At 42.5% G+C, this 22018-nt stretch carries 19 protein-coding genes; 18 read left to right on the top strand and 1 reads right to left on the bottom strand.

The window, feature by feature from the left end; translation table 11 throughout:
- The first annotated feature begins 30 nt into the window (after nucleotides 1–30).
- From J4E06_RS14100 to J4E06_RS14130, 7 genes are all read left to right on the top strand, one after another.
- Entirely contained in the window at nucleotides 31–1782 is a 1752-nt protein-coding gene (locus J4E06_RS14100; RefSeq protein ID WP_349524601.1) for a helix-hairpin-helix domain-containing protein, read from the top strand.
- Between the two features lie 2 nt (nucleotides 1783–1784).
- Complete coding sequence (locus tag J4E06_RS14105; protein ID WP_349524602.1) at nucleotides 1785–2312, top strand: DUF3341 domain-containing protein; 528 nt, start codon at nucleotides 1785–1787, stop codon at nucleotides 2310–2312.
- A gap of 4 nt (nucleotides 2313–2316) precedes the next feature.
- The gene (locus J4E06_RS14110) at nucleotides 2317–2886 is read left to right on the top strand and encodes a c-type cytochrome (protein WP_349524603.1); all 570 of its coding nucleotides are present in this window, start codon (nucleotides 2317–2319) and stop codon (nucleotides 2884–2886) included.
- Nucleotides 2887–2903: 17 nt separating this feature from the next.
- Nucleotides 2904–4238, top strand: coding sequence for a quinol:cytochrome C oxidoreductase (locus tag J4E06_RS14115; protein WP_349524604.1), 1335 nt, complete (start codon nucleotides 2904–2906; stop codon nucleotides 4236–4238).
- Between the two features lie 33 nt (nucleotides 4239–4271).
- Nucleotides 4272–5399 (top strand): cytochrome c oxidase subunit II, encoded by a 1128-nt coding sequence (locus J4E06_RS14120; protein WP_349524605.1) that lies wholly within the window; start codon nucleotides 4272–4274, stop codon nucleotides 5397–5399.
- A gap of 39 nt (nucleotides 5400–5438) precedes the next feature.
- Nucleotides 5439–7262, top strand: a complete 1824-nt coding sequence (locus J4E06_RS14125; protein WP_349524606.1) for a cytochrome c oxidase subunit I — start codon at nucleotides 5439–5441, stop codon at nucleotides 7260–7262.
- Nucleotides 7263–7380: 118 nt separating this feature from the next.
- Complete coding sequence (locus tag J4E06_RS14130; RefSeq protein ID WP_349524607.1) at nucleotides 7381–8205, top strand: GIN domain-containing protein; 825 nt, start codon at nucleotides 7381–7383, stop codon at nucleotides 8203–8205.
- 3 nt (nucleotides 8206–8208) lie between these two features.
- Here the strand turns inward: J4E06_RS14130 and J4E06_RS14135 are convergent, their stop codons facing one another.
- The gene (locus J4E06_RS14135; protein ID WP_349524608.1) at nucleotides 8209–10461 is read right to left on the bottom strand and encodes an acyl-CoA dehydrogenase family protein; all 2253 of its coding nucleotides are present in this window, start codon (nucleotides 10459–10461) and stop codon (nucleotides 8209–8211) included.
- A 128-nt stretch (nucleotides 10462–10589) separates the two neighbouring features.
- On the opposite strand from J4E06_RS14135, the gene ruvB reads away from it, so the two are divergent.
- From ruvB to ruvA, 11 genes are all read left to right on the top strand, one after another.
- Nucleotides 10590–11612 (top strand): Holliday junction branch migration DNA helicase RuvB, encoded by a 1023-nt coding sequence (gene ruvB, locus J4E06_RS14140; protein ID WP_349524610.1) that lies wholly within the window; start codon nucleotides 10590–10592, stop codon nucleotides 11610–11612.
- 210 nt (nucleotides 11613–11822) lie between these two features.
- Complete coding sequence (locus tag J4E06_RS14145; RefSeq protein WP_349524611.1) at nucleotides 11823–12899, top strand: c-type cytochrome; 1077 nt, start codon at nucleotides 11823–11825, stop codon at nucleotides 12897–12899.
- A gap of 13 nt (nucleotides 12900–12912) precedes the next feature.
- Complete coding sequence (locus J4E06_RS14150; protein WP_349524612.1) at nucleotides 12913–13593, top strand: Tat (twin-arginine translocation) pathway signal sequence containing protein; 681 nt, start codon at nucleotides 12913–12915, stop codon at nucleotides 13591–13593.
- Between the two features lie 3 nt (nucleotides 13594–13596).
- Nucleotides 13597–14010, top strand: a complete 414-nt coding sequence (locus J4E06_RS14155) for a DsrE family protein (protein ID WP_349524613.1) — start codon at nucleotides 13597–13599, stop codon at nucleotides 14008–14010.
- 540 nt (nucleotides 14011–14550) lie between these two features.
- On the top strand, nucleotides 14551–15657 hold the full coding sequence (locus J4E06_RS14160) for a nickel-binding protein (protein ID WP_349524614.1): 1107 nt from the start codon (nucleotides 14551–14553) through the stop codon (nucleotides 15655–15657).
- An 88-nt stretch (nucleotides 15658–15745) separates the two neighbouring features.
- Nucleotides 15746–16108, top strand: coding sequence for a DUF4242 domain-containing protein (locus J4E06_RS14165; RefSeq protein WP_349524615.1), 363 nt, complete (start codon nucleotides 15746–15748; stop codon nucleotides 16106–16108).
- A gap of 160 nt (nucleotides 16109–16268) precedes the next feature.
- Nucleotides 16269–16589 carry a GIY-YIG nuclease family protein gene (locus J4E06_RS14170; RefSeq protein WP_349524616.1) on the top strand — a complete coding sequence of 107 codons (321 nt, stop codon included), beginning with the start codon at nucleotides 16269–16271 and terminating at the stop codon, nucleotides 16587–16589.
- Nucleotides 16590–16616: 27 nt separating this feature from the next.
- Nucleotides 16617–17540, top strand: a complete 924-nt coding sequence (queG, locus tag J4E06_RS14175) for a tRNA epoxyqueuosine(34) reductase QueG (RefSeq protein WP_349524617.1) — start codon at nucleotides 16617–16619, stop codon at nucleotides 17538–17540.
- A gap of 126 nt (nucleotides 17541–17666) precedes the next feature.
- Nucleotides 17667–18992, top strand: coding sequence for an MFS transporter (locus J4E06_RS14180; protein ID WP_502877351.1), 1326 nt, complete (start codon nucleotides 17667–17669; stop codon nucleotides 18990–18992).
- Nucleotides 18993–19116: 124 nt separating this feature from the next.
- Nucleotides 19117–21414 carry an NADP-dependent malic enzyme gene (locus J4E06_RS14185; RefSeq protein WP_349524618.1) on the top strand — a complete coding sequence of 766 codons (2298 nt, stop codon included), beginning with the start codon at nucleotides 19117–19119 and terminating at the stop codon, nucleotides 21412–21414.
- Between the two features lie 21 nt (nucleotides 21415–21435).
- Entirely contained in the window at nucleotides 21436–22017 is a 582-nt protein-coding gene (gene ruvA / locus J4E06_RS14190) for a Holliday junction branch migration protein RuvA (RefSeq protein WP_349524619.1), read from the top strand.
- Nucleotide 22018 lies beyond the last annotated feature (1 nt).

A 22018-nucleotide genomic window follows, 5' to 3' on the forward strand; every position in this document is an offset into this window, starting at 1 on the left:
ATAAAAAAAGAAGTAACTAGAAGATAAATTATGGCGTCGCATTACGAAGCACCTATTCGAAAGCCCTTAGTGGTCGGAGACAAAGGATACCACGATGTAACCGTGGACATTGCCCGTCCGGTTGAGGGAAAGGCCAATAAACATTGGTGGATTGTATTCTCCATTGCATTAGTGGCATTCCTCTGGGGTCTAGGATGTATCATTTATACCATTTCCACAGGTATTGGGGTTTGGGGTCTTAACCGAACCGTTAACTGGGCCTGGGATATCACCAACTTTGTATGGTGGGTGGGTATTGGTCACGCAGGTACACTGATTTCAGCGGTACTATTGCTTTTCCGTCAAAAATGGAGAATGGCCATTAACCGTTCAGCTGAGGCGATGACCATTTTCTCGGTGATCCAGGCCGGTTTGTTTCCTATCATTCACATGGGACGTCCTTGGTTGGCTTACTGGGTACTTCCCGTTCCGAACCAATTTGGTTCGCTTTGGGTAAACTTTAATTCACCGCTGCTTTGGGATGTGTTTGCGATATCGACCTACCTTTCTGTATCATTGGTCTTCTGGTGGACCGGGCTGCTGCCTGACTTTGCCATGATTCGTGATAGGGCGGTAAAACCATTCCAAAAGAAAATTTATAGCCTGTTGAGCTTTGGTTGGACAGGTCGTGCAAAGGATTGGCAACGTTTTGAAGAAGTTTCTTTGGTATTGGCCGGTTTGGCTACTCCTTTGGTACTTTCGGTACACACCATTGTATCCTTTGACTTTGCTACATCGGTAATTCCAGGATGGCATACCACTATCTTCCCGCCATACTTTGTTGCTGGTGCGATTTTCTCTGGATTTGCCATGGTGAACACACTTTTGATCATTATGCGTAAAGTGTGTAGCTTAGAAGCATACATCACGGTACAGCACATTGAATTGATGAACATCGTAATCATGATTACAGGTTCCATCGTTGGGTGTGCCTATATTACGGAGTTGTTTATTGCGTGGTATTCCGGTGTGGAGTACGAACAATATGCGTTCTTGAACAGGGCAACAGGACCTTACTGGTGGGCTTATTGGTCCATGATGACCTGTAATGTGTTCTCGCCACAGTTTATGTGGTTCAAGAAACTGCGTACCAGTATCATGTTCTCCTTCTTTATTTCCATTGTGGTGAACATAGGAATGTGGTTCGAGCGTTTTGTGATTATTGTGACTTCATTGCACAGGGATTACTTGCCGTCTTCTTGGACGATGTTCTCCCCAACCTTTGTGGATATCGGAATCTTTATTGGAACTATTGGATTCTTCTTTGTACTGTTCCTGTTGTACTCGAGAACATTCCCGGTAATTGCGCAGGCAGAGGTAAAATCCATCTTGAAAGCATCCGGTGAGAAATATAAAAAATTAAGGGATGCTGGTAAGCCTCTTTATGAAATGCCAACGAATGTCAACAAAGTTGTGAGCTACGATGCGCCTATAACCGATGACGTTTTGATGGGTGAGCCCAAACCGACTGTTGGTGATAAAGTGGGAGTGTCCGAGTTGCTTGGTTCCATTGGTACTTTCGATGCGGCTACAGAAACCCCAGACGATTTGAAAAAAATAAAAGGTGTTGGTCCCGAAATGGAGCGTACCTTGAACGAAATTGGCATATTTACCTATGCCCAAGTCGCTAGAATGACCGAAAAGGAGTATGATTTGCTGGATTCTATAACCGGAAGGTTCCCAGGTCGTGCACAGAGAGACGATTGGGCAGGACAAGCAAAGTTGTTAAACAATAAAAAATAATTATGGCATCAAAAGTTATACAGGCACTTTACAACGATGACGATGTGTTGATGCATGCCGTAAAAAAGGTTAGGGCAGAGCACCATCATATAGAAGAAGTGTACACGCCGTTTCCTGTTCACGGTTTGGACAAGGCGATGGGCTTAGCGGATACCCGTATCGCTATTACCTCTTTCCTATATGGATGTTTAGGGTTGGCGGTTTCCGTGGTTATGATGAATTATATCATGATCGAGGATTGGCCCCAAGATATCGGTGGTAAACCAAGTTTTAGTTACTTGGAGAATATGCCGGCCTTTGTGCCTATCATGTTCGAACTTACGGTTTTCTTTGCCGCCCACTTAATGGTAATCACCTTCTATCTAAGAAGTAGAATGTGGCCTTTTAAAAAAGCGGAAAATCCCGATAAACGTACAACTGACGACCATTTTTTAATGGAAATTGGCTTGAGCGATAACGAAAATGAACTTGCCGAGCTGTTGTGGGAAACCGGTGCGGTAGAAGTAAAAGTTACAGAAAAGGAGTCTTAATAATATGAAGCAATTAGGTAAAATAAGTGTTGCGTTGGTCTTGGTGCTGTTAGCTGCCTCATGTGCAGATAAGAATAGTCCAAACTACCAATACATGCCAGACATGTACGAACCCGTAGGATATGAAACCTACCAAGGCGTGGACAATGGATTGTTTCCTGATGGCACGGAGGCACTATTGCCCGCAGAGGGAACCATCTCTAGAGGATATATGCCCTATGAGTTCGAAAACACTCCGGAAGGTAAAGAACTAGCAAGATTGAACACTAGTCCATTGGACTCTTTGAACCGTGAAGAAAACTTGGCTAAAGGAGCAGAGCTCTACGCAATTTATTGTGCCATATGCCATGGTCCTAAAGGAGATGGACAAGGAAATCTTGTAAAAAGAGAAAAAATATTGGGTGTTCCCAGCTATGATGATGTAGCCAGAAATATTACGGTAGGAACTACATACCACGCTGTTTATTATGGATTGAACTCTATGGGCTCATACGCCTCCCAGTTCGCCAATGAAAAAGAGATGTGGCAAGTATCCGAATATGTGATGAAGTTAAAGGAAGACCTAACAAAATAATAGGATAAGACTAAACTATGTACACCTTTTCAAACAAACTTAGAATAGGATCTTTCATAGCCATGGGGCTTGGATTTATTTTCCTTGCAATTGGTTTTTTATCGGCCCCATCAACTGTGGAAGAGGCCAAGGCCATGGTAGCGGTACATGACGATGGTCATGGCGGTGGGCATGCAGAAGAGGCAACGGACCATGGAGAAGAACAGGGTCACGCTGCAGAAGCATCTCACGGGGCGGAGCATGACGCATCCCACGATACTCATTTGTTGCACAAATTACAGAACAGACCTTGGTCTGCACTTTATGTAGCTGCATTCTTTTTCTTTATGATTTCGTTGGGTGTTTTGGCCTTTTATGCCATACAGCGCGCTTCACAGGCTGGTTGGTCGCCATTGCTCTTTAGGGTTATGGAAGGAATTACGGCTTACTTGGTGCCAGGTGGAATCATTGTATTTGTAATTTTATTGCTATCCACATTACACATGAACCATATGTTCGTTTGGATGGATGCAGAAACCGTAGCGCACGATAAACTGTTGCAAGGTAAAGCTGGATATTTAAACCCGACTTTCTTTTTGATTAGAGCGGCCATATTCTTGGGAGGATGGATTTTCTACCGTCAGTATTCAAGAAAATTGTCCTTGGCTCAAGACGAGTCCGATGATAACTCCAACTTTGTGAAAAACTTTAGATGGTCAGCAGGATTCTTGGTATTTTACCTAATTACAGAATCCATGATGTCCTGGGATTGGATCATGAGTGTTGACCCCCATTGGTTCAGTACACTGTTCGGATGGTATGTTTTTGCCAGTATGTTCGTTTCCGGCATCACGGTTATAGCCATGGTTACGGTTTACCTAAAATCAAAAGGGTATTTGGAACAAGTTAACGACAGCCATATTCATGATTTGGCCAAGTTTATGTTCGGTATCAGTATATTCTGGACCTACCTTTGGTTTTCCCAGTTTATGCTAATATGGTACGCAGATATACCCGAAGAGGTAACATATTATATTGCTCGTTTTCAAGATTACAAATTGCCATTCTTTGGTATGTTGGCCTTGAACTTTATATTCCCATTGTTGGTGCTGATGAACAGTGATTACAAAAGAATCAACTGGTTTGTTATTATGACCGGTATTGTGGTCCTTTTTGGCCATTATTTAGATATATTTAATATGATAATGCCTGCAACGGTCGGTGACCAATGGTACATTGGCTTGCCCGAGATTGGTGGTATTTTGTTCTTCGGAGGTTTGTTTGTGTATTGGGTGTTCACGGCCTTGACCAAGGCGCCTTTGCAGCCCAAACGAAACCCCTTTATTGAGGAGAGTAGACATTTTCATTATTAATACAATACGATTTAAGTCTTAGATAGATATACGATGACTGCATTATTAACATTTACTGTTTTAGTATTAGTTGCGATTGCAATTTGGCAAATGACCAAAATTTTTGAATTATCGCAAACTAAGACAGAGCGCGATGAAATTGCGAACGATTCCGACAACAAGAACAACGGCTACCTGTTGTTTGCCTTTCTGATCTTTATTTACGGAATCACTATTTTCAGTTTTGCCAAGTATACCAAAGTACTGTTGCCCGAAGCTGCATCAGAACACGGTGGTGAGTACGACCAGTTGATGTGGGTATCCATGGCCATTATATTCTTCGTGCAAACAATAACGCAAGCCTTGCTGCACTACTTCGGTTACAAATACAGAGGGCAGAAAGGCAGAAAAGCACTTTTCTTCGCCGATAATGATAGATTGGAATTTATATGGACCATTATCCCGGTGATTGTGCTTGCAGGCTTAATTCTTTGGGGCTTGTACACCTGGACCAATATAATGGATATCAATGAGGACGATGACCCGTTGATTGTTGAGCTTTATGCACAACAATTTAACTGGACCGCCAGATATGGAGGAGACGACAACGTACTTGGAGAAGCCAATGTTAGATTGATCGATATAGCGAACGCCAACGTACTTGGATTGAATGAATCCGACCCCAATGCCGAAGATGACATTATTGTTAAAGAACTGCACTTACCTGTTGGAAGAAAGGTAAACTTTAAAATGAGGTCACAGGATGTGTTGCACTCTGCTTACATGCCCCATTTTAGGGCACAAATGAACTGCGTTCCCGGAATGGTTACACAGTTTTCCTTCACACCTACCGTTACCACCGAAGAAATGCGTTTAAATCCGGATGTGGTTGACAAGGTAAAAAGAACTAATGCCATTAGAGCGCAAAGAGCAGCAGAAGGAGACCCTAATTCCGATCCATGGGAATTTGATTATGTTTTGCTGTGCAATAAGATATGTGGAAAATCCCACTATAACATGCAGATGAAGATTATAGTGGAAACCGAAGAGGAGTTCAATAAATGGCTTGCCGAACAAAAGACTTTCAAAGAAACCGTAATGGTCGATGAGTCCGAAGCACAGGCATTTAACTCAGAGGATGGCAATGACGTTGCTATGGAAGAAACCTCTTCGGAAGAATAAAAAAACAAAAAAAAAGAATAACGAAAAATTAATTGGAATATGTCTGAAGTAGCCCATGTAAATCACGATGATCACCACGATGATCACGGACATCACCATAAGGAAACTTTCATAACAAAATACATCTTCAGTCAGGACCACAAGATGATATCCAAGCAATATCTAATTACCGGTCTTATAATGGGATTCATAGGTATTGCCATGTCACTGTTGTTTAGAATGCAATTGGCTTGGCCCGGTGAATCTTTTGCAATTTTTGAAGCTGTTTTGGGAAAATGGGCCCCAGATGGGGTAATGGATGCCGATATTTATTTGGCATTGGTGACCATTCACGGTACCATTATGGTATTTTTTGTATTGACAGCAGGACTGAGTGGTACCTTCAGTAACCTTTTGATTCCGCTTCAAATTGGGGCCAGGGATATGGCCTCGGGATTCTTGAATATGGTTTCCTATTGGTTGTTTTTCGTTTCCTCGGTAATTATGGTGATTAGCTTGTTTTTGGAAGCTGGACCGGCCGCTGCGGGTTGGACCATTTATCCGCCCCTGAGTGCATTACCAATGGCCCAGCCTGGTTCCGGAATGGGAATGACACTTTGGTTGGTATCCATGGCTATATTCATCGCTTCTTCATTATTGGGGTCGTTGAACTATATTGTAACCGTGATCAACCTAAGAACAAAGGGAATGTCCATGACACGTTTACCTTTGACTATCTGGGCGTTTTTTGTAACTGCGATTATCGGTGTAATCTCTTTCCCGGTATTGTTGTCTGCAGCATTGCTGTTGATTATGGATAGAAGCTTTGGTACTTCTTTCTTCTTGTCGGATATCTTTATCCAAGGTGAGGTTTTGCATTATCAAGGAGGTTCTCCGGTATTGTATGAGCACTTGTTCTGGTTCCTGGGTCACCCCGAGGTATATATTGTATTATTGCCAGCTTTGGGTATCACGTCCGAAGTAATGTCAACAAACGCAAGAAAACCCATATTTGGATACAGGGCAATGGTTGCGTCTATTTTGGCGATTGCATTCCTTTCTACCATTGTTTGGGGACACCACATGTTCATCTCTGGTATGAATCCATTTTTGGGTTCTGTATTTACATTTACAACACTTTTGATTGCGATACCATCTGCGGTCAAGGCATTTAACTATATAACCACACTTTGGAAAGGTAATTTGCAGCTCAATCCTGCGATGTTGTTTTCAATAGGTTTGGTTTCAACGTTTATTACAGGAGGTCTTACAGGAATAATTCTTGGGGATAGTACTTTGGACATCAACGTGCACGACACCTACTTTGTGGTAGCTCACTTCCACTTGGTAATGGGTATATCGGCCCTTTATGGACTTTTCGCTGGGGTTTACCACTGGTTCCCTAAAATGTTCCAAGGACGTATGATGAACAAAAACTTGGGTTACGTCCACTTCTGGATTACAGCAGTTTGTGCCTATGGGGTGTTCTTCCCAATGCACTTTGTTGGAATGGCAGGAGTTCCACGACGTTACTATCAGAATACGGCATTCCCAATGTTCGATGAGTTGACCAACGTACAAGTATTGATGACCGTATTCGCGATTATCGCAGGTTTGGCCCAGTTGATATTTGTGTACAACTTTATTTCAAGTATCTTCTACGGTAAAAGAGGACCTGTAAACCCATGGAGTTCCAATACATTGGAGTGGACCACGCCACAAGAGCATATGCACGGAAACTGGCCAGGTAAAATTCCACATGTTTACCGTTGGGCCTACGACTACAGCAAAACATACGAAAATGGGGAGTACATAATTGCAGGACAGGATTTTGTTCCGCAAAACGTTCCGCTTCAAGAGAACGAGGAAGAACTCAACCATTAAGAATACATTTCTCTTAACGAAAAGCCCGTCCCTTAGGATGGGCTTTTTTGTTGGAAGCGTTTTTGGAGCGAATTGCATATCTTTAAATGGCATTTTTTCCCATCACAAAGAGAACAACATGAGAAAGTTACTTATCCTAGTCCTGATATTGTCCCCTATTATATCCACGGCCCAGCGTAAACCCAAAATAAAGGGCAGTCGTATCGTTGCCGAGGTGAGCGAAGAGCTACCCCCGTTCAATGCTGTTGTACTGAACGATGACCTTGAGATTGCACTTGAAAAATCATCCGTACCAGGATATCATATTATCGCCGATGATAATTTGATTGACATTCTAAAGTTTGAGGTCACAGACAATACCTTGGTGATAAGCGCTTACTACAACGTTACGGCCAAAAAGCAGTTGGACATCACCGTTAACTACACCGATCTTAAAGCAATAACTTTAAAAAACGGAAGCATGGTTTCCAAAGACATCATCGAGTCCAATGAATTGTTTGTGGACGGGTTCAATAATACCAAATTTGATATTAAGGCCAATGCAGCATTGATGGATATCAATTTGGAAGATACCAGCAGCGGTGATTTTCATTTGGAGGCCGACTCTTTGAACGTCAACCTGAACAAAAGGGCACAAGCCTACGTCTATGCCCAAATTAATACGGGAGCTCTGGATTTGGAGGGGAATTCATCCTTGGCCATGGAAGGTACATCCGATAGCTTTCAGGTCAATTTGTTGGAAGATGCCAAGTATAAAGGTGAAGCCATGCAAATAGGGTCCTGTAAACTTACGATTACCGGAAAGGCCAATGCTCGCGTCCATGCATTTAGAGATATTCAAATCAATGCTACCGGTGATGCCGTTATTTACCTTTATGGCACGCCAAAGATTACGATTGATGAGTTTTTGGATACCGCTCAGCTCATCAAAAAGCAAGAATAACCATTACTTCGTAATTGGTGCGGTAAGGCAATGTTCCGGGATGCCGAAACCATCCACCAAAACTTCAATGTGTGGTCTCAGTTCTGTGGAAAGCCGCTCGACACGTTGACGAATGGCCTTGGACTTTGTGCTCCCGATGTAGCCTTGCTCCAAATACCATCTGGCATCCGAATTGATTTGGTCAAGAGCATAAAGACACCCGATTTTCTCCATCAAACCCCTATATTTTAGGTCCATAATATTTTCATAATGATCGCAAAAGGTAATATAGGCCAGTTCCACGCTATACGCTTTTCCCAAGGCCAATAAGTGGGTTTGTACCTTAAGGAATGCTTGGTAGGACGGAACTCCCTTTTTAATATAGTTTCTGATACGCATGGCCAACGTATAGGTCAATCTTCTCGTCCTATAGCTGAAAGCATGCTTATGGAACTTTGGATTGTACAAATGCTCTGCATCAACTTTGTTGGAATATAATGGGTTGATAGCAGTAAGCTTGTCCGAAAGTTGGGTTTGCAACAGTTTCAACACCGATGCAAAACCAGCACTATTGAATTCGGCCCTGAAATCGGAAAGAATGCCTTTGGCTGCCAATTGCAGCAATACGGTGTTGTCTCCTTCAAAAGTGGTAAAGATATCCACATCGCCTTTTAAATCCGCAATTCGGTTCTCCAATAGATATCCTTTTCCCCCGCATGCTTCTCGGCATTCTTGAATGGTCTGATTGGCAAACCATGTGATTATGGATTTTAAGCCTGCCACTTGCGTCTCAATCTTTCTTTTGTCAGTTTGGGAATCATCGCTATAGCGTTTCATCAGTTCCTCCAACGTAAAATGATACACGTACGCACCCGCAATGGCAGGGGTGAGCCTTAATTGGTGCGTTGGGTAGTCCATAATAAGGTCTTCCTGTATTTTGACGTTATCATTGAACTGTCTTCGGTTGAGCGCATATTTTACAGCAATCGCCAATGCCATTTTACTGCCTCCAAGCGCACCACGGGCCACACAAATACGTCCGCCTACCAAAGTGCCCAGCATGGTGAAAAATCGTTTGTTCGGATTTTTTATGGAGGAAAAGTAGGTGCCATCATCCCTTATTTCCCCATACTTGTTAAGGAGATTCTCCCTTGGTACTTTTACATTGTTGAACCAAATTTTCCCATTATCAACCCCATTGAGCCCCAATTTGTATCCGTTGTCCTCAACCGTCACCCCTTCCAGCTCTTCATGGTTTTCATTTCTTAGAGGAACCAAAATGGCATGTACACCTTCATTTTTGCCATTTACGATCAATTGGGCAAACACAGTCGCCATTTTGGAATGCAGTGCGTTTCCGATATATTCTTTGTTGTCGCTTTTTCCTGGGGTATGGATGACAATGGAGTCCGATTCTTTTTCATAGGTGGCCGTGGTCTTGATGCCTCGAACGTTGGACCCATGTCCAGTTTCTGTCATGGCAAAACAACCCAATAACTTGGTTTTTCCTGCATCGGTCAAATATTGATCGTGATGCTTTTTGGTGCCGAGTTTTTGTATGCTTCCCCCGAAAAGTCCAAACTGAACACCAAATTTTACGGCCAAACTGCCATCCACGAACATCAAGTGTTCAAAAATAGCGGCGTAGGCTGGCATATTTCCAGTTCCGCCATATTCGGGAGGATAGGCCATCGCACCATATCCATTTTTGCCTAAAAGCTGTACTTGTTCTAAAATCCGATTTCTAAAATCTTCTTTGTTTCTTATGATTTGCCATTCAAAATCGGGTTGGTCTACAAAGTTTCGGAAGACATCCACCACCTTTCCATGCTCTCCTTTCAAAATGCCATCCAGAATCGTGGCATCATATTCATTCGAAGTTTTTTCATGGACCACTTCCACGTCAAACAAGTGATTGTAATGATTGGGCTGTATGCCCAAATGGACCTCAATGTGTTTTAGTTGCTCGTTCAGCTTGTCATTGTTTACCAACCGTTGGCTCAGCGAAGTAAGGGGGTAGGTGTCACTCTCAATGAGTTTCACGTAGGAGTGGTCGATGGTCTGCTTCCAGTTTTTTATCTCATCATCAACAGGTGGGTTTTCCCGGTCCAACCATTTTTGTAATTGCTTTTTTTCGTTTGAAGTAAGGGAAGCATCCTGTGCAATGGCTTTTTGAACAACCGAAATTTCGGAAGCAGAGAGCAGGTCGTCGGACCAAATAACATAGAAAAATGGGATGTATTGTAAAATTCCAAAGGAATAATCTGAGGTGATCATACAAGGATGAATTGAAAAATTTTAAAACATATCTAAGTTAAGGCTTAGATTTTTAAGAAATGACCCAAATGGTATTTTTAGTGGATATGGTTTAGGTGGTTTGCGTTTTCAACTATATTTGTTGAACGATGAACGAAAATTTAGACCCAACAGGCGAAAACCTTTCTCCGGAAGAATTCGATATAGAAAGAGCTTTGCGGCCCATTAGTTTTGATGATTTTACGGGGCAGGAGCGAGTATTGGAAAACCTTAAGATTTTTGTGCAAGCTGCAAATCTTAGGGGGGAAGCCTTGGATCATACGCTGTTCCACGGTCCTCCCGGACTGGGGAAAACCACTTTGGCCCATATTTTGGCCAACGAACTCGGGGTGAACATAAAAGTTACCTCTGGCCCTGTTTTGGATAAACCCGGGGATTTAGCGGGACTTTTGACCAACCTTGATGAACGGGATGTACTTTTTATTGATGAAATACATAGGTTGAGCCCCATAGTAGAGGAATATTTGTATTCCGCTATGGAGGATTATAAGATTGATATTATGATCGAGACAGGGCCAAATGCCCGTACTGTTCAAATTAATCTCAGTCCCTTTACCTTGATCGGGGCCACAACAAGATCAGGGTTGCTAACCGCACCGATGCGTGCCCGTTTTGGTATCCAGAGTCGGTTGGAATATTACCATACCGAATTATTGTCCACCATCGTTGAACGTAGTGCTGAAATCCTGAAGGTACCTATTACCAATGATGCGGCAATAGAGATTGCAGGACGTAGCAGGGGAACGCCCAGAATATGTAACGCGTTGCTGCGCAGGGTCCGGGATTTTGCACAAATAAAAGGCAACGGAAGTATTGATTTGGATATCTCCCAATTCGGACTCAAGGCTCTGAACGTAGATGCCCATGGCTTGGATGAAATGGACAACAAGATTCTAACCACCATCATCGACAAGTTTAAAGGGGGCCCTGTTGGCATTACCACTTTGGCCACTGCGGTGTCCGAAAGCGCCGAAACTTTGGAGGAGGTATACGAACCCTTTCTTATTCAGCAAGGCTTTATAATGCGCACTCCCAGAGGTCGCGAAGTAACTGAACTCGCGTATACCCATTTGGGTAAGGTAAAAGGGGGTGCGCAAGGAGGATTGTTTTAATTGTATTGTCTTATTTGTAGGTTCTTGGTGATAATAAATTTACTGTTCCATTACTTTTACGTAACTTAAAAGGCTTCTTTGATTATAAAGGTTTTTTACAATATATTGCCCTACCCTGCATAACCATTGATGATATATTAAACCGCCCAAATGTTTGCCATGGAAATAGTTTAAGGCTCCTCTGCGCTATTGGTAAATTATAGGGAAACAATGAAGAAAGGTTCTACAAAGACAACTACACCTCAAGGCGGCGATGCCCAGTCCTTATCTCGTCAGATAAAAAAACTCTGCACGCAAATAAGTATTTGCATGGGGCTGATCATTGCTTTGGCGTTTTCCGTTGTCATAATTGGATTCGGATTCAGCTCAAAGAGTCATAATCAGGTGACGTATCCGGATGATGTATTTTATATGGACTATAACGTCTACAATCTCTCCAGTTCCAAAAAAAATGAAATAGTAAAATTAGGGTTCGAGGTATTCAGGAATACACCCTTGCACATAGGTCCCAAACAAAAGGATTCCACAAAAATGTTTTCAGGGAACAATTTGGCTTGTGCCAGTTGTCATTTAAATGGTGGAACCAAGCCCTATGCGGCTCCTTTGATCGGAGTCGTAAAACGTTTTCCTCAGTTTCGAGGGCGCGAAAACAAAATGGGAACCATCGAGGAACGCATTAATGGATGTATGGAGCGCAGTATGAACGGGGTAATGATGCCGGAATCAAGTCTAGAAATGAAAGCGCTTATCGCTTATATGGATTGGTTGGGCAGGGCAGCACCATCCAACGGAAAAATTGAGGGGCAGGGATTTCTTAAAGTGGAAATCCCACCAAGGGCTGTTGATTTAGCTCATGGCGAAGCAGTATTTACCAAGCATTGTGTTGTTTGCCATGGTGCTGATGGACAAGGTCAAAAACAAGATAGTAACGGACTTTATCTATACCCGCCGTTATGGGGTCGGGATTCTTATAATAATGGCGCGGGAATGACCCGTGTGATTACAGCGGCCCAATTCATCAAAGGCAATATGCCCTATGGTACTACTTATAGTAATCCCATACTTACCGATGAGGAGGCTTATGATGTAGCAGGATACATCAATCAAAAACTACGACCCACAAAACCCAACAGAGAAAAAGACTTCCCCGACCTGGTTAAAAAGCCAGTTTCTACCCCCTATGGTCCGTACGTGGACCCCTTCACAATAGAGCAGCACCAATTGGGCCCGTTCCAGCCTATTATGGACTACTACCAAAAGGAACATCAAATACGTAAATCTAAATAAACAATAAGTAACAATGGAAACAAATGCAACATCGCGACGAAAGTTTATGGGAGCGATGATGTTGGGTGCAACTGCATCAACATTATCGGCTTTTACCAACCCTATTTTAGGGGGAATGACAGATTTTTCACATTCAGAAATGAATGATGCAGAGGCTTGGATGAAGACAATTAAGGGAGAACACCGCATTGTTTATGATGGCTCTTATCCGCACAAAGGATTTCCAATTATTTGGAACTGGGCCTATTATTTGTCCAACAATGAAATGGGCTCACCAGATGATGATGTTACGGCAATGACCGTTCTTCGCCATGATGCCATTCCCTTTGCATTGCACGACGATTTATGGGAAAAATACCCATTGGGAGAAATGTTCCATGTAAAAACAGCAGACGGTGCCCCATACGACCGTAATCCATATTATGAACCGCAAGAGGGTGATTTTCCACTTCCCATGATCCAGGGAATTAAGGATATGCAAGGTAGGGGAGCTATGTTTTGCGTGTGCAATCTGGCACTAAATGTTTACAGTGGTGCCGTTGCACAACAAATGGGCAAGGACCCGAATGAAGTTTACGAAGAGTGGAAAGCAGCTGTGTTACCTGGAATTCAGATTGTACCTTCCGGAGTGTGGGCATTGGGAAGAGCGCAAGAAGAAGGATGCGGTTACATTTTTGCAGGAAATACCATTTAAAAGATGAGAAAGACAGTTTTATTTTTTTTAATGATGATGGTGTCGGGATTGATCCTGGCACAAAACGAACCCATCAAAGTAGTATTTGATGTAACCAGCAGTAATCCCGATGTACACAGGACAGCAGCCAAACATTTAAGATTGATGGCCGAAGCGTATCCGGAATCGGAGTTTGAATTGGTGATTTATAGCGGCGCCTTTAAAATGGTGGATAAAAAATCATCTGTTGCCGGTGAAACCTTGTCGGCCATTATAAACAGAGATAATGTGGACATAGTGATTTGCCAACAGACCATGAAACGGCATAAAATGACCATGGACGACCTTATTCCAGGCGTAGGTTCCGTGCCCGATGGTATTTATGAAATCATTATAAAGCAAAAACAAGGCTGGGGTTATATTAAAGAAGCTCAGTGATCAATTTGTCTTTAGTGGATATGAGGCTAAAAAGCTTGTTACCTGTCAGTTCGAGCGCAGTCGAGAACCTAAGTCAATTTGATAATCAATGGGTTTCGACTGCGCTCAACCTGACAAAATCAAAATTTTGTTGCTTTTTAGACCTCTTTATTTGTCAAGTTAAAGGTTTAAAACCCTGCCTTTGCCAACAGGCCTGCAAACTTGACGGCATTCAGGTTTAATAGCAGTTATTTTAGTTTCTATAAATTATCTCCTCTCCAGTCTCCCCCAAGGAGAGAAGTTTCCCTCCTTTGGAGGGATCAAGGGAGGACCTGATACCAGATGGCAAAGAATTTTATTCTTTTCTTTAATACTATGGATTTCAAATCCATAGTGGTTTATTTATAAACACTGTGGTACCTATGGGGTTATTGGAAGGTGTTGATAATGAACCAATTTTGCTATTTTTTGAATCAAATTTTATATTTTGAAACTATATTGTTCTGTTTATTAATGGTTTAACATCAATAATGAATTATTTGTACTAGAGAGTTGAAATATATGCCCATATACATGGACCGACATATTGTACCGGGAATTGAAGCTAAACATGCTGCCAAGGCTCATTGTGAGGATTTGCTGATTCAGGAAGAATATGGTTGCAGGTGCATGACCTATTGGGTGGATGAAGAAAATGGTTCCGCTTTTTGTTTGATAGATGCACCCAATAAAGAGGCCGTGGAGGAAATGCACAGAAGGTCGCATGGTTTGGTTCCCCATGAAATTGTTCAAGTAAACAGCAATGTGGTCGAGGCCTTCTTGGGAAGAATAAATGACCCCGAAGGATTCTATGATGCCGATGACCCCAACCTTAAGATATTCAACGATCCTGCTTTTAGGATTATTTTGGTTTCCCAGACCATGAACCCTGTATTGCTCCAAGAGCAATTTGGGAGGGAAAGGGCAGAACAGCTGTTCTCGCTTTATCGAGAGATTTACAGGGAAGCGCAACAACGGTTCGAGGGGCGGGAGGTAGAGTCGGAAGCACAAGGTTTTATTACTTCTTTTGTTTCTGTGACCCAAGCTGTTGATTGCGCAAAGTCCATTCAAAAAAGACTACATGTGGCTGGGGAATTAATACAGCTAAAAATAGGAATGCATGCAGGGATGCCAGTGGATAAAAGTGATGTGTTGTTCGGCGATACGGTTAAAATGGCGAAATACCTGTGCAATATCAAAAGCGGTGGGCCAATGTTCTTATCTTCCCTTGTTGCTGAAATATATAAGAGTGACATTGATGGGAATTCGCAAGGGGAAAAGGTTAAGACTATCAAGGTCGAAGACGAGAGCTTTCTTTTGAATATGATGGACTTACTAAATGAAAACCTAAAGAACCCGAATTGTGGCATTTCGGATTTCTGTCAAAAAATGGCAATGAGCAAGTCCAAACTGTACCGTAAATGCACTCAGGTTATTGGTATGTCGCCTAACGAACTTTTCAGGGAACACAGATTGCTCAAATCCTTGAACTTGTTAAAAACGGAAAGAAATATCATGCAGACCTCCTACGATGTTGGTTTTACAAGCCCTTCATATTTCACTAAATGTTTTCAGGAACGTTTCGGTATGGCACCACTGTCTTATGTTAAACAACTTGAGTCATTTTGAACCATTTTTTACATTTTAAAACTTGTTTGTTTTAGTCCTGCAGTCGGGGCATCAGTAGTTTTGGAGTGTAATTTAAAATTCTAAAACTATGAAAGATGTAAAAGCAATGGCAGCAATTGTAATGGTAATGATGTTCTGTTCAATTTCAGGTCAAGCCCAAGAGGCCAAAACAAAGCAAGAATTAAAAACCTATTTGATCGAGAGGGATATTCCTAATGCTGGACAACTCAACCAAGAAGAACTCGAAGGAATTTCCAAAAAGTCCTGTTCTGTTCTTGAAACAATGACGGATATAGAATGGGTGAACAGTTATGTGATGGATAATAAAGTATATTGTTTGTACAGGGCGACAACTCCGGAACTGATCAATCAACACGCAAAAGATGCAGGGTTTCCCGTTACTTCGATTATGGAAATAGGATCGGTTATTGGTCCAAAAACTGCCAATTGATTCCGATCTGTTAATTTCGTTCCTTGCATAGACAAGGAAATGTACAATAAGGAAAAAAATACAGAACTCATATAAACCGAAGCCAAGCGCCTCGGTTTTTCTTTGTCAGGCTGAGCGCAGTCGAAGCCATGAGCAGATAAAGCCCTATATTTGGTTTCCCATGTACACCTACCACGTTTATATACTAAAATGTTGTGATGGCTCATATTATACTGGAATCACAAACAATATTGCCATTCGACTTGCCCAACATCAGCATGGAATTGATAAGTATTGCTATACCTATAAAAGGAGACCCCTGACATTAAAGTTTCAACAAGAGTTCAATGATGTTTTACAGGCTATTTATTTTGAGAAAAAAATCAAGTGGTGGACTAGGGCAAAAAAGCTAGCTTTGATAAATGGGGATTACGATATGTTGAAGATTTTATCGGAATGCAGAAATGCAACGCACTTTAAATATCAATCGTTGAAAAAATAAGCGCTTCGACTGCGCTCAGCATGACAGATGGGTTCTAAGCAAAAGCATACTAATCTAATAAAAACCGAAGCTAAGCGCCTCGGTTTTTTGTCGTGTGGTGTATCCAAAGCGGAATTCTTGGAAGAAGAAGCACCCCGACTGGAAAAGTGGCTCAACCAAAACATGCATGGCGAAATGCAGTACATGGAAAACCATTTCGACAAACGGTTGGACCCTACCAAGTTGGTCGAAGGCTCCAAATCCGTTATTTCCCTATTGCTGAATTATTACCCATCCGAAGAGCAAAATCCAGATTCCTATCAAATTTCCAAATATGCCTACGGTATGGATTATCACTTTGTGATAAAGGACAAACTCAAAAGTTTGTTCCACTTTATTCAAGAAGAAATAGGCGAGGTTCACGGAAGGGCTTTTGTGGATTCTGCCCCTGTTTTGGATAAGGCTTGGGCTGCCAAGAGCGGATTGGGCTGGATGGGAAAACACAGCAACCTCCTTACCCAGCAAGTAGGCTCTTTTTATTTTATAGCCGAACTCATCGTGGATTTGGACCTTGAGTACGATACACCTGTGACCGACCATTGCGGTACTTGCACCGCTTGTATTGATGCTTGTCCAACCGAGGCCATTGTGCAACCCTACGTGGTGGATGGCAGCAAATGTATTTCGTATTTAACCATTGAGCTGAAGAATGAAATCCCTTCTGAATTTGATGGAAAACTGGACGAATGGATGTTCGGTTGTGACGTGTGCCAAGATGTATGTCCTTGGAACCGTTTTTCCAAATCGCATAGCGAACCTCTTTTTAATCCACATCCAGAGTTGTTGTCTTTCAACAAAAAAGATTGGGAAGAAATTACGGAAGATGTCTTCAAAAAGATATTTAAGAAATCAGCCGTAAAAAGGACAAAGCTATCAGGGCTTCGACGAAATGTCAATTTCTTAAAAGAATAAGTTTCTTGTAAAGATTCATTCGGTTTGTTTGTCTTGGTCAAAAAGAAAAAACACTATATTGAACCATCTTTTTGAAAGATTCCTATTTTTTCTACATCAATATTGATGACCAGCTAAACAGACAACATGATTAAGATTAAAAAACCCAAATTAAGTTTTTGGCAAATTTTTAATATGAACGTTGGGTTTCTTGGAATCCAATATAGTTTTGGACTACAACAAAGCGCCATTAATCCCATATTCCTCTTTTTGGGCGCGGAAGAAGAAATATTGCCCATTTTAAATATAGCAGGCCCCATAACCGGATTGATAGTGCAACCGATTATTGGCGCCATATCTGATAAAACCTGGTCCCCGAGATGGGGAAGAAGAAAACCCTTCTTTTTAATAGGTGCCTTAATGGGCAGTATATGTCTGTTTGCCTTTCCTTTAAGTCCAGCCCTTTGGTTTGCAGTAGGTTTATTGTGGATTTTGGACGTGGGCAACAATATGGCCATGGAACCTTACCGAGCGTTTGTTGGCGATAAATTGCCCGAATCACAGTTCAGTATGGGGTATCAGATGCAGAGTTTATTTGTAGGTGCGGGGATTCTTTTGGCCAATGCTTCTATTTTTTTGTTTCAGGATTGGTTCGGTGGAGGTCAAGAGGTTGAGGGGACAGTTCCAAAATGGTTGTATTATTCCTTTTTTATTGGGTCGTTTCTTTCCATAGCCACCATTTTATGGTCTGTTTTAAAAACTCCTGAAATTCCACCTACGGATGCGGAGTTGGCCGAAATCAACAAGCATAAAGCGCTCCCGTTTATTGAGCGTTTCAAAGTACCCTTCGTGGAGATAGCCCATGCCGTAAAAGACATGCCCAAATTTATGTGGAAGTTGTCCGCAGTGTATTTGTTTCAATGGTATGCACTTTTTGTGTACTGGCAATTTATTACACCCTTGTTCAGGGTTTCGTTAGGCTATGATACTTCTGAGGCCGCAGCACAAGCAGCAAAAATGAGTACCACATACAATATTGTTACTGCGGTTGTCGCCTTGGTCCTTGTTCCGTTGACCATGCGATTTGGAGGTAAAAAAGTGTATGCATTGAGCTTGTTGGGCACAGCAGCGGCACTGTTTACCATTCCCTATATTCAAGACCCTATCTACGTACTTTTCCCTATGGTACTTTTTGGAATAGGATGGGCGGCGATGATGGGGATTCCTTACAGTATGGTTTCCAAGGTGGTCCCACAGGAACGAAGGGGCGTATATATGGGCATATTGAATATGATGATCGTGATTCCCATGGGAATTGAAACACTCACATTTGGACCCATCTTTAAAAATCTCTTGGGCTCCAATTCGGTCAATGCGATGTTATTTGCTGCCGTGTTTTTTGCGATAGCCGCTATTTTGGCCATGCGACTTAATGTGAAAAAAGCGAAAAAAGAGTATCCCTTGGATTCCTAATGGATGCGAAAGCAAAAGGTTGGGCAATTCTTTGTTTTTAGTTGCGGTCATGGTTAAATTGATTCATTGGATCTTAAGATAAAACCAATGAATGTCCTAACTTTACCAATTCATTTTCGACTATATGAGCAAGGAAAAGCAAAGACGGGAAGCGTTACTCTACCACGCAAAACCACAACCAGGTAAAATCAAAATTGTTCCAACAAAACCGTATTCCACGCAAAGGGATTTGGCATTGGCCTATTCTCCAGGGGTAGCAGAACCGTGTTTGGAGATTGAAAAGAACAAGGATGATGTGTACAAATACACCGCAAAAGGAAACCTTGTTGCTGTAATTTCCAATGGAACAGCAGTACTTGGCTTGGGTGATATAGGTCCAGAGGCCTCTAAACCTGTTATGGAAGGGAAGAGTTTGCTTTTCAAGATTTTTGCCGATATCGATGGAATGGATATTGAACTGGACACTAAAGATGTGGATAGGTTCATCGAGACGGTTAAGACCATTGCGCCTACTTTTGGAGGTATCAATTTAGAAGATATTAAGGCTCCCGAGGCTTTTGAGATAGAACGCAGGTTAAAGGAGGAACTGGACATTCCCGTTATGCACGATGATCAGCATGGGACCGCAATTATTTCCGCGGCCGCTTTGTTGAATGCTTTGGAAATTGCCGAGAAAAAAATAGAGGAGGTCAAAATTGTGGTGAGCGGAGCGGGCGCAGCGGCCGTCTCCTGTACAAAACTCTACAAGGCCTTTGGTGCATTGGCAGAGCATATTGTAATGCTGGATAGCAAGGGAGTAATCCGAAGCGACAGGGAAAGTTTGAGCGCGGAGAAAAAAGAGTTCGCCACCGATCGAAAGATTGATACCTTGGATGAGGCTATGAAAGACGCTGATGTATTCATTGGATTGTCTATTGCCGACATTGTGTCACCGGAGATGTTGAATTCCATGGCCAAAAACCCCATTGTTTTCGCGATGGCTAATCCAAATCCAGAGATTGAATACAATTTAGCCTGCAAAACAAGGGAGGATGTCATCATGGCAACCGGCCGTTCCGATCATCCCAACCAAGTAAACAATGTGTTGGGCTTCCCTTTTATATTTAGAGGAGCTTTGGATGTGCGAGCCACCAAGATCAATGAGGAAATGAAGATGGCCGCGGTAAGGGCCTTGGCCGATCTAACACGAGAGCCGGTTCCCGAGCAGGTGAACATTGCCTACGATGCCACTAGACTGACGTTTGGCAGAAATTATATCATTCCAAAACCTTTTGATCCCCGTTTGATAGCCAAAATTCCACCTGCTGTGGCCAAAGCTGCCATGGAAAGCGGGGTGGCAAAGTTCCCCATACAGGATTGGGCAAAATATGAGGAGGAACTTTACCAAAGATCCGGGAACGACAACAAAGTTGTCCGTTTGCTCCACAACAGGGCAAAGGTAAACCCCAAACGTATTGTTTTTGCGGAAGCCGAACTGTTGGATGTAATGAAGGCCGCCCAAATTGTTCATGATGAAGGAATCGCAATCCCTATACTTTTGGGGAACAAGGAAACCATAGAAAATTTAAAGGAAGAACTCGAATTTGATGCCGAGGTGCCCATTATAGACCCCCGTTCCGATGAGTTTAGCGAAATGAGAACCAAATACGCATTGAAACTTTGGGAACTCAGAAAACGAAAGGGTGAGACCAAGTACAGTGCAAGGGTGAATATGGGCAAACGGAATTATTTTGGTTCCATGATGCTCAAGGAAGGCGATGCCGATGGTATGATTTCCGGATACTCAAGATCGTACCCCAAGGTGCTTCGCCCTGTTTTTGAAGTTTTGGGAAGAGCCAAAAATGTACAAAACGCAAGCACCGTCAATATTATGATTACGGATAGAGGCCCCCTATTTTTGGCGGATACCTCCATTAATATTGATCCCAATGCCGAGGAGTTGGCGGAAATTGCCCAGATGACGGCCAATGTGGCCAAAACCTTTGGTTTTAATCCGGTAATGGCACTGCTTTCGTATGCCAACTTTGGCTCATCAAGTCATCCGAATGCGAGAAAAGTGAAAGAGGCAGTTAGAATCTTGCACGAAAGAAACCCCGATTTGGTGGTCGATGGGGAGATTCAGACCGATTTTGCATTGGACCCTGAATTGAGCAACAACAACTTCCCGTTCTCCAAAATATCGGGTAAAAAAGTGAATACCTTGGTTTTTCCGAACTTGGAATCGGCCAATATCACCTATAAACTTTTGAAAGGCCTTAACAACGCGGATTCCATTGGGCCAATAATGGTAGGGCTGACCCGTGCCGCCCACATTTTACAGTTGGGTGCCAGCGTGGACGAAATGGTAAATATGGCTGCCGTTGCCGTTATAGACGCCCAAGAACGGGAGAAAAGGAAAATAGCCAAAATGCAAAGGGATTGATCAAAATCAAATCGATTAAAAATGATTACCCATTTAAGAGGAAAACTAGTAGAGAAAAATCCAACATATGCCATTGTGGAATGCAATGGGGTGGGGTATTTTTTAAATATTTCACTGCACACTTTTTCCCTGCTTACGGATGAGGAAAATATATTTATTTATACCGATTTATTGGTCAAGGAAGACTCCCATACCCTGTTCGGATTTGCGGAGCGAGCGGAGCGCGAAGTGTTCCGTTTATTGATCTCGGTTTCAGGGGTCGGTGCCAGTACGGCGCGTACCATGTTATCCTCGCTTTCACCATCAGATGTAAGGGATGCCATAGCCAATGGCGATGTGCCCACAATCCAGTCTGTGAAAGGGATTGGGGCCAAAACAGCGCAGCGAGTAATCTTGGACTTGAAGGACAAGATTTTAAAAGTCTACGACATAGGCGAAGTTTCACAACAATCAAACAATACAAATAAAGAAGAAGCGTTATCTGCTTTAGAGGTTCTTGGTTTTACCAGAAAGCAATCTGAAAAGGTGGTGGACAAGGTACTTTCCCAAGACACTTCGTTAAGCGTAGAGAACATTATAAAACAGGCGCTGAAAAATTTGTAAC

The sequence above is a fragment of the Allomuricauda sp. NFXS6 genome, from assembly GCF_040148835.1.
Lineage (GTDB): Bacteria > Bacteroidota > Bacteroidia > Flavobacteriales > Flavobacteriaceae > Flagellimonas.